General features: G+C 70.0%; 7 protein-coding genes and 1 pseudogene. 5 read left to right on the forward strand and 3 right to left on the reverse strand.

Features of this window, described 5'->3' with window-relative positions:
* A pseudogene (locus Q0L11_RS08190) lies at positions 1-407 on the forward strand (hypothetical protein); the annotation flags it as partial.
* A gap of 7 nt (positions 408-414) precedes the next feature.
* On the opposite strand, the gene Q0L11_RS08195 reads toward Q0L11_RS08190, so the two are convergent.
* The gene (locus tag Q0L11_RS08195; protein ID WP_296596590.1) at positions 415-906 is read right to left on the reverse strand and encodes a flavodoxin family protein; all 492 of its coding nucleotides are present in this window, start codon (positions 904-906) and stop codon (positions 415-417) included.
* Positions 907-1,006: 100 nt separating this feature from the next.
* Between Q0L11_RS08195 and Q0L11_RS08200 the strand changes: the two genes are divergently transcribed.
* Both Q0L11_RS08200 and Q0L11_RS08205 read left to right on the forward strand, forming a co-directional pair.
* Entirely contained in the window at positions 1,007-2,368 is a 1,362-nt protein-coding gene (locus Q0L11_RS08200) for a serine hydrolase (RefSeq protein WP_296596591.1), read from the forward strand.
* A 125-nt stretch (positions 2,369-2,493) separates the two neighbouring features.
* The gene (locus tag Q0L11_RS08205) at positions 2,494-3,351 is read left to right on the forward strand and encodes a hypothetical protein (protein ID WP_296596592.1); all 858 of its coding nucleotides are present in this window, start codon (positions 2,494-2,496) and stop codon (positions 3,349-3,351) included.
* On the opposite strand, the gene Q0L11_RS08210 is transcribed toward Q0L11_RS08205, so the two are convergent.
* Positions 3,317-4,666, reverse strand: a complete 1,350-nt coding sequence (locus Q0L11_RS08210; protein ID WP_296596593.1) for an amidohydrolase family protein — start codon at positions 4,664-4,666, stop codon at positions 3,317-3,319. The two genes, Q0L11_RS08205 and Q0L11_RS08210, sit on opposite strands and share 35 nt — an antisense overlap.
* Positions 4,663-6,123 (reverse strand): amidohydrolase, encoded by a 1,461-nt coding sequence (locus Q0L11_RS08215; RefSeq protein ID WP_296596594.1) that lies wholly within the window; start codon positions 6,121-6,123, stop codon positions 4,663-4,665. Before Q0L11_RS08215 ends, Q0L11_RS08210 begins: the two co-directional genes overlap by 4 nt.
* A gap of 138 nt (positions 6,124-6,261) precedes the next feature.
* Here Q0L11_RS08215 and Q0L11_RS08220 point away from each other — a divergent pair, with 138 nt between their 5' ends.
* Positions 6,262-6,834 (forward strand): hypothetical protein, encoded by a 573-nt coding sequence (locus tag Q0L11_RS08220; protein ID WP_296596596.1) that lies wholly within the window; start codon positions 6,262-6,264, stop codon positions 6,832-6,834.
* Between the two features lie 60 nt (positions 6,835-6,894).
* The coding region (aspS, locus tag Q0L11_RS08225) for an aspartate--tRNA ligase (RefSeq protein WP_296596597.1) at positions 6,895-8,384 on the forward strand (1,490 nt) is incomplete at its 3' end.

Here is an 8,384-nt window from a genome sequence, read left to right on the forward strand (position 1 = left end):
CGCCGGGCACGCCGGGCGGGCTGCCCGACGACCGCACGCCGCTCGCCGAGACCCCAGCCGGGCCGGGCAGCGCGCAGGCGGCCGCCACCGTTGTCGAGACCTACTACGCCCTGGTCGAGAGCGGTCGCCTGGCCGAGGCGGCGAGGCTGCGGACCGACGGTCGCGAGGAGGACCTGAAGCCCTTCGCCAGCCTGCACGCCCAGGTCGGCGCGCCCGGTGCAGTCGAAGGCGCGGCGGGTTCCCTGTTCGTCGAGGTGCCGGTCGTCCTGTACGGCCGCTACGCCACCGGCGGCGAGTATCACGCCTCGGGCAAGGCGGTGCTGCGCCGGGTCAACGACGTGCCGGGCGCCACCGCCGAACAGCTCAAATGGCGGATCGAACGGGTCGAGGTGAAGACCTCGAGGTAGCGCGCGCTCAGAACACCCCCAGCGCCAGGCCGACAGCAAGACCTTCGCCGAGGTCGGCGCAAGCCTGCAGGGCGTCGGCTGAAAGACGCTTCGGCGCCGCGATCGCCTCCGGCGTCTGCGCATCGGTTCCGACGATCAACGGCTCCGCCATGGGCTTGAGCCGCCAGCCCGTGCAGATGCGCGCCATCTGCCGCGCGGCGCCGCTCCCGTCGCTGCCGGCGGCGATCAGCGCCGCGTAGGGCCGGCCGTTCAGCTTCTCCAGCACGGGATAGTAGCTGCGGTCGAAGAATTCCTTCATCGCGCCGGACATCGCCGCCAGGTTCTCGGGGCACGCGAAGAGGTAGCCGTCGGCGGCCAGCAGATCGGCCGCCTGGGCCTCGTTCGCGGCCAGCATGCGCACCTCCGCCTGGGCCTCCCTCCGCGCGCCCTGGGCTGCGGCCTCGGCCATGGCGCGGGCCGCGCCGGTGCGGGAATGCCAGACGATCAGGACTCGCTTCATCGGGCCCAGGCTAGCGGATTGCCGGCCTGAAACGCACCTGCGCTTGCGCCGCGCAAAGGGCCCCCTAAGCTCCGCCGGAACAACAGGGGAAGGGGACCACATGCTTCGCACCACCCGCCGGCTCGCGCTGGCGCTGACTGTCGCCTCGCTGGCGCTCACGCCGGCCACGGGCGCCTTCGCCCAGACCGCCGCCAAGAAGCCTGCCGCCGCGGCCAGGGCCCCGGTCCTCGCCAAGGCCGCCAGCCCGGAAGCCCTCGGTTTCGACAGCGCTCGCCTGGGGAAGCTGGACGCCTACATGGCGGGCGTCGTCGCCCAGGGCCGGGTCGCCGGCGCCACCACGCTGCTCGCGCGCCATGGCAAGGTGGTCGAGTTCAAGACCTACGGAAAGCAGAGCCTGGCGACCGGCGCGCCGGTCAAGGAAGACACGATCTTCCGCATCTACTCCATGACCAAGCCGATCACCGGCGTCGCCATGATGATCCTCTTCGAGGAGGGCAAGTGGCGCCTGGATGACCCGGTCACCCGCTACATCCCCGAGTTCAAGACCCTGAAGGTGGTCAAGTCGATCAACCCCGACGGGACCATGGTTCTGGAGGACATGAAGCGTCCGCCCACCATGCGCGAGGTGATGAGCCACACCGCAGGCTTCGGTTACGGCCTGCAGGACGAACATCCCGTCGACAAGATGTACCGCGAGAAGGGCGTCCTGGGCGCCAACGGCCTCAAGGACATGATCGACCGCACCGCGCAGATCCCCCTGATCTTCCAACCGGGCACGCAATGGCGCTACTCGTCGGCCGTCGACATCCAGGGCGCGATCGTCGAGCGCATCTCGGGCCAGACCCTTGGCCAGTTCATGGAGCAGCGGATCTTCAAGCCGCTGAAGATGAACGACACCGCCTTCATGGTCCCCGCCGACAAGGCCGGCCGCCTGTCGGCCGTCTATGTGGGCAACCGCGAGACCCGCAAGATCGAGGAGGCGGTGAACCTCTTCGGCAACCCGATGCCCACCTACCTGTCCCCGCCCAACATGGAATCCGGGGGCGGCGGCCTCGTCAGCACCACCATGGACTACGCCCGCTTCGCCCAGATGATCGCCAACAAGGGTCAGCTCGACGGCGTGCGCATCCTGTCGCCGGCGGCGGTCGAGCTGATGGGCACGAACGTGGTCACCACCGACGCCAAGATCACCTCCAACGGCAACGGCGTCGCCCGCTTCAACGATGCGGTCGGCTTCGGGCTCGACTTCATGGTCATCAAGAACGGCCGCGAGGCCGGCAGCCTCGAGGGCGACGGGTCCATGAGCTGGGGCGGTGCGGCCGGCACCTGGTTCTGGGTCGACCCGAAGAACGACCTGATCTTCGTCGGCATGGTCCAGCGCCTCGGCGGCACCGGCGGCGACGACCTAGGAACCATGGCCCGCACCCTGACGTACCAGGCCCTGGTGAACCCTGAGAAGTAGGAGCGGCGTCTTTCCTTCCCCCTCGTGGGGAGGGTGCGAGCGCAGCGAGACGGGTGGGGAAGTCGCGACCGGTCGCTCAGTCCGATCTCGACTTTCCCAGCAGCCCATCGGCCTTCAGGATGAGCATGACGGCTTCGCATCTGCGGCCCCTCGCGATCTACGGGGGGCTTTCGCTTGTCGCGGTGGCGATGGGCTGTGCCGTGGCTGCCGCGAGCGGCGTGCCCGCGGGGGCCTGGTTACGCAGTCCTGTGGCGTGGTGCGTCGGCGCGGTCGCGGCGGCCGGTCTCGCGGTTCGAGCAGGGCCTCGCGCCTCGTCGGCCTTGCTGGCGCTCACGCCGCTCGGCTTGGTCGCCAGCCTCCTGAATGCGGGTCAGCAGGGCGTCCACCGCTGGATCGACGCCGGGCCGCTGCACCTCAACGTGGCCCAGGTGCTCCTGCCGGCGGCGATCGTCGCCCTCGCGGGCCAGTCCCGGTCGTGGCGATGGCTCATCGCGGCGCTGATCATGGCGCTGCTGATCGCCCAGCCCGACGCCTCCCAGGCCACCGCGTTCGGCGGCGCCCTGTTTGCTCTCCTCGCGGTCAGCCCGCTCACGAGAGGCGCGCGGCTGGCCGGCATGGCCGCCACCGGCGTCGCCATAGCCGCGAGCTGGCTGCGGCCGGACCCGCTCGGCCCGGTGCCGGAGGTGGAGGAGATCATGCGGCTCGCCGCCGAGCTCTCGCCGCTAGCGGCCGTCGCGGCCTGGATGGCCCTGATCGCGGCCGTCGGCTCACCGGCGCTGATGAAGACGGCCGGCGACGGCGGGGCGTCGCGCGCGCTGTGCGCCTACGCCGTCTTGTCCGCGCTCATGCCGCTGATCGGACCGTTCCCGGTCCCGCTGGTCGGCATGGCCATGAGCCCGGTCCTGGGCCTGTGGCTCGGCGTCGGACTGCTGGCGGCCCGGGCCCGGCTCAGTACGAGTACCCCGGCGGCATCGGGCGGCTGAGGTCCCTGTAGCGGTCGCGCAGGTCGAGCTGGCGGGAACGCAGGGGCTGGGCCTCGCCGCGGACCAGGATGAGCTGCGGCTTCGAGAGCGGCTCGAAGGGATCGCCCGACCAGATCACCAGGTCGGCATCCTTGCCCGGTTCCAGCGAGCCGACCCGATTCGCCACGCCGAAGATCTTCGCCGGATTGATCGTCACCGCCGCCAGGGCGCCGCCCTTGGTCATGCCGTTCGCCACGGCGATGCCGGCGTTGTAGCGCATCTCGTGCGCCCGGTGCGCGCCCGAGTTGCCCTCGATGGCGACGGTCACGCCCGCCGCCTCCAGGCGCGCGGCGTTCTCCAGCGTGGCCCCCAGGGTCTCGAAGCTGGTCGGCCGGTCGAGCACCGGGTTCAGGATCACCGGAACCCCGGCCGCGGCGATCTCGGGCGCCACGCGCCAGGCCTCGGCGGCGCCGGACAGGATCAGCTTCAGCTTCTCGTCCTTCGCCAGCTTCAGCACCGCGCGAATGTCGGAGGCGCGGTTGGCGACCGCCACCAGCGGCATCTGACCGTTCACGACGGGGATAAGCGCTTCCAGGTCGGCCCGTGACAGCGACAGGTCGCGGTAACCGGCGCGTTCGTAGGCGGCGCGGTTGCGCTGGTAGGCGCGGACGTCCTCGATCGCCTCCTTCAGCAGCACGAACTCGGCGCCCCGCGCGCCGCCGGCCACCTTGGCGCCGGCGTCGCCGAACGGGCTGACCATCGCCACCTTCGGCTTAAGCAGCATGTCCGAGCCGCGGGCGAGCTGGATTACCGCCGCCTGGCCGGCGAACAGGTGGTGGGCGTTCTCGGACGACGGCGCGCCCGAGGTGGCCTCGGCCCCGCTGTCGTCGTGTTCGCCGGCGCCGCCCTGGCCGCCTTCGGCGCGGGGCGTGACGACCGCGCTGGTGATGCCGCCCAGCCGCGCCACCGGGATCACCACGGAGTCGGGGTTCAGCGCGTACTGCACGTCGAAGGCCGCGCCCAGGTCGGGGGTCTTCACGTCCACGTCGTCGCCGACGGACGAGACCTCGACCGCGCCCAGCATGCTGTTTACGGCCACGAAGCCCGGGGTGACGATGCCGCCCTTGGCGTCGACCACCTGGGCCCCCGCGGGCGTCGCCACGTTCGCGCCGGCGGCGACGATCTTGCCGTCGCGCACCACGACCGCGCCATTCACGGGCTGGGCGGCGCCCGGATTCAGGATGCGGGCGTTGACGATGGCGACGGTGGCGGCGTTCGCGCCGGTCGCGGCGGTGAGGGCCGTGGCGGCCAGCAGGACGGCGAGGCGGCGGATCATCGACGGCTCTCCTGGCCGAGTTCGAAGTCGGACTTCGCTTGGAAGCGCGGGTCGGTGCGGTCGTAGGCGAGGCCACCGTCGATCCAGACCCGCTGGGCGCGCGTGTAGATCGAGAACGGGTTGCCGTCCCACAGTGTGACGTCGCCGCGCTTGCCGGGCTCCAGCGTGCCCACCTCGGCGGCGATGCCCAGCGCCTTGGCCGGGTTGGCGGTGATCCAGCGGATGGCCTGGGCCTCGGTGATCGGCATGCCCAGGGCGCGGCCCGCGGCCATGGCCTCGGCGGCCTCCTGGTTCAGGCGCTGGATCAGGTCGGGGTCGTCGGACTTGATGATCGCGCAACCGCCAGCCGCCTCCACCAGCGGGACGTTGGCCTCGACCGAGTCGTTCATCTCCAGCTTCGAGCCCCACCAGTTGGTCCAGGTGGCGGCGCAGATGTCGTTCTTCGCCAGCAGGTCGGCGATCTTGTAGGCCTCGACCGTGTGGTGGAAGGCGGTGATCCGGTAGCCGAACTCCTTCGAGATATCGATCATCTGGGCCATCTCGTCGGCCCGGTAGCAGTGGTTCTCCACCAGGATCTCGCCCTTCAGCACGCCGACCAGGGTGTCGAGCTGCAGGTCGCGCTTGGGCGGGTCGGCCTTGTCGCCGCGGGCCACCTTGGCGCGGTAGTCGTCCCACTTGCGCATGTAGTCGGCGGCGTTGATCCACGCGGCGCGATAGCCGGCGACGTTGCCCATCCGCGTGGCGGGCGAGCGGCCCTTGCCGCCATAGACCCGCTTGGGGTTCTCGCCGCAGGCCATCTTCAGCGTGTAGGGCGCGCCGGGGAACTTCATGTCCTGCACCGTGCGGCCCGGCACATTGCGCAGGGTCACGCCGCGCCCGCCGAACAGGTTGGCCGAGCCCGGCAGCACCAGCAGGGTGGTCACCCCGCCGGCGCGGGCCAGGTTGAAGCCCGGGTCCTGCGGCCACACCGAGTGCTCGGCCCACACCTGCGCGGTGTTCGGGTCGATGGCCTCGTTGCCGTCGGAGTGGGCCTGCACCTCCGGCGACGGATAGACGCCCAGGTGCGAGTGCGTGTCGATCAGGCCGGGCGTGATCCACTTGCCGCGCGCGTCCACGGTCTCGTAGCCGGCCGGGACGGCGAGGCCTTGGCCGACGGCGGCGATGCGGCCGGCCTTGATCAGCACCGTGCCGTTCTCGATCTGCGCGCCGGTTCCGGTCAGCACCGTCGCGCCGACCAGGGCCACGTCGCGGCCGGGCAGGGGGCGATAGGTGGACGGGAAGGGGTCCTTGTTGGCCGCCGGATCCAGGCCCTTGGGCAACGGCGCCGGCGGTGGGCCGCCCCCGCCGTTCGACGCGGTCTGGCTCTTGCCGGGCGCGGGCTTGGCGGTGGTCGTGGCGCAGGCGGCCAGGCTGGCGCTGGCGAGCAGCGCAAGGGCGACGCTGAAAACTCTCTTCACGGAAGGCCCCCAAACAGGAACCGCGATGGGAGGACCGCCCGGCCCGGCTGTCAAGGCGGCCGCCCGCGCGCCCTGCGGTGCAACTCAAGCTTGACAGTTCCGGAGGCGCGCCTGCCCTCTGGCAGGGGTCCTTTGGGAGTGAGCGTGGTCGATCCGAGTATCGCAAGCCGGCTTCAGCCGTATCTTCGTGCGGGCGAGCGCGTCACTTGGACGGGCCGGCCTGCTGTCGGACTGCGCTTGTACGCACGCGACCTCTTCCTGGTGCCGTTCAGCCTGCTCTGGGGCGGCTTCGCCATCTTCTGGGAGACGACGGTGGTGACCCAGGCGGGGCCGGGCTTCTTCTCCTTGTGGGGACTCCCCTTTGTCGTGATCGGGACGTACCTGATCGCCGGGCGCTTCGTCGTCGATGCATGGCTCCGGGCACGAACCGTCTATGCGCTAACAAACGAACGCGCCCTGGTCCTTCGCAAGCTCCACGCCGAAAAGTTGCTCACCGCACGGCTAGACGCGGCGGTGGTGGAGCGCCGGAGCGACGGTCGAGGCGTCCTGCGTTTCGGCGGCCCCGCAGGCGGCCTAGCCAGCATGTTTCAGACGCGGGGGATGGGGTGGGACATTTGGCACCCATCGCTATCCGACCGCGTTGAGTTTCTCGACGTCCAGGACGTCATGACGCCGTACCGCCTTGCCGTCGGCGAGCCGCGCGCAACTTGACATTCGCGGGGGTACATGCGCCCTTCCGCGCCTCATAAAACACCCATTTTCCCAGAAGATATGCACGCCTACCGCACCCATACCTGCGGCGCGCTTCGCGCCGCCGACACCGGCAAGACCGCCCGGCTTTCGGGCTGGATCCACCGCAAGCGCGATCACGGCGGCCTGATCTTCATCGACCTGCGCGACCACTACGGCCTGACGCAGCTCGTCCTCAGCCCCGGCACCCCGGGCTTCGAGACGGTCGAGCACCTGCGCGCCGAGAGCGTGATCCGCGTGGACGGCGAAGTGGTGGCCCGCTCGGCGGACACCATCAATCCGAACCTGCCCACCGGCGAGATCGAGCTGAAGGTGAAGGAGGTCGTCGTCCTGTCGAAGGCCGACGAGCTGCCGCTGCCGGTCTTCGGCGAGCCCGACTATCCGGAAGAGATCCGGCTGAAGAACCGCCACCTCGACCTGCGCCGCGAGACGCTGCACAAGAACATCGTCCTGCGCTCGAAGGTGATCCATTCGATCCGCAACCGGATGATCGGCCAGGGCTTCCTGGAATATCAGACGCCGATCCTGACGGCCTCGTCGCCGGAGGGCGCGCGCGACTTCCTGGTGCCGTCGCGGCTGCATCCTTCGAAGTTCTACGCGCTGCCCCAGGCGCCCCAGCAGTTCAAGCAACTGCTGATGGTCTCGGGCTTCGACCGCTATTTCCAGATCGCGCCCTGCTTCCGCGACGAGGACCTGCGCGCCGACCGCTCGCTCGAGTTCTACCAGCTCGACGTCGAGATGAGCTTCGTGACCCAGGAAGACGTGTTCGCGGCCATCGAGCCGGTGATGCACGGCGTCTTCGAAGAGTTCGGCGAGGGCAAGCCCGTCACGCCGTATCCGTTCCCGCGCATCCCGTACCGCGAGGCCATCAGCAAGTACGGCACCGACAAACCCGACCTGCGCAACCCGATCCAGATGCAGGACGTCTCGGATCACTTCCGCGGCGGCGGCTTCGGCCTGTTCGCCCGCATCCTGGAAGACGCCAAGAACGCGGTGTGGGGCATCCCGGCCAAGACCGGCGGCAGCCGCGCCTTCTGTGACCGCATGAACTCGTGGGCGCAGGGCGAAGGCCAGCCGGGCCTCGGCTACATCTTCTGGTCCGAGGACCAGGGCGGCTGGGGCGGCCCCATCGCCAAGAACCTTGGGGCCGAGAAGACCGACGCGGTCATGGGCCAGCTCGGCCTGGGGCAGGGCGACGCGGCCTTCTTCGTCGCGGGCGACCCGAAGGTCTTCTACAAGTTCGCCGGCAATGCGCGGACCAAGGTCGGCACGGACCTGAAGCTGGTCGACGAGGACCGCTTCGACTTCTGCTGGATCGTCGACTTCCCGATGTTCGAGATGAACGAGGAGACGAACCGCGTCGACTTCTCGCACAACCCGTTCTCGATGCCGCAGGGCGAGCTGGAGGCGCTGGAGACCAAGGATCCGCTGGATATCCTGGCCTACCAGTACGACATCGTCTGCAACGGCTACGAGCTGTGCTCGGGCGCGATCCGGAACCACCTGCCGGA

It is taken from the genome of Phenylobacterium sp. (assembly GCF_024508875.1).
Lineage (GTDB): Bacteria > Pseudomonadota > Alphaproteobacteria > Caulobacterales > Caulobacteraceae > Phenylobacterium.